Origin of the sequence: Arachnia propionica (genome assembly GCF_003932785.1) — a bacterium.
GTDB classification, from domain to species: Bacteria; Actinomycetota; Actinomycetes; order Propionibacteriales; family Propionibacteriaceae; genus Arachnia; species Arachnia propionica_B.
This window is the reverse complement of record NZ_RQYT01000122.1, coordinates 1-825: the sequence shown is the minus strand read 5'-3', so window position 1 is coordinate 825 and position 825 is coordinate 1. Positions and strand designations below refer to the sequence as shown.

Sequence of the window (825 nt, the reverse complement as noted above, 5' to 3'; positions counted from 1 at the left end):
CGTCGTGGGTGAATTCCCAGGTCGCGCCATCGGGCAGCTGGACCCGGTTGATGTTGCCCAGATCATCACAGTCTTGTTCCACCCGACGCCCCAGTGGGTCCACCAACGCCACCAACTCCCCATGGGAGCCGTATTCCAGGAGGGTTGTGGCACCCATCGGGTCCGTCATCGCTGTCAATCGACCCCCGGTGCTGTATTCATATTCCCAGCGGGCCCCGTCTGGGTCGATCCTGGCTTCCAGCAATCCGGCGGGGGTGTAGTGGAATCGGGTCGTCGCGCCAGAGGGTTTCACCAGCTCGCTCACCCGGCCGGCGGCGTCCCGCACGATCCGGGTGGTGTTGCCCTCGGCATCGGTGGAGGACACCAGATCCCCACGGGGGTCGTAGCCGAACCGTACCCTCACCCCGGTCGGATCAACCGCCTCCAGCAACAAGCCCTCGTCCCATTGCAGGCGGGTGTGACCGCCCTCCCCATCAATGATGGTTGAAGGCTGTTGCTGGGCACCGACATACGACATGCAGCTGCGGGCAACCTCCGTCCCGTCTTCGAGGGAGATGATCTCGGTCAACCGATCCAACTCGTCGTAACCGAGCCGCGTCACCGCGCCAGAAGGTGTTTGTTCAATGATCAGGCGGCCCCGGTCATCAAACTGGCGTGCGGTGGTGTTGCCTTCGGGGTCGGTGGCCAGGACCTGGTTGCCCCACTGGTCATAAGCCATCGACGAGTGGTTGTCATCCGAATCGGTGATCCCCACCACCCGGCCCCGGGCATCCGCGACCCACGTGTTCGACCGCGACCCATCCTCATCCGAGACCACCGTCACCC

At 64.2% G+C, this 825-nt stretch carries 1 pseudogene; it reads right to left on the bottom strand.

The features are described 5' to 3' along the window. Positions 1-825, bottom strand: a pseudogene (locus EII35_RS15535) (RHS repeat protein); the annotation flags it as partial.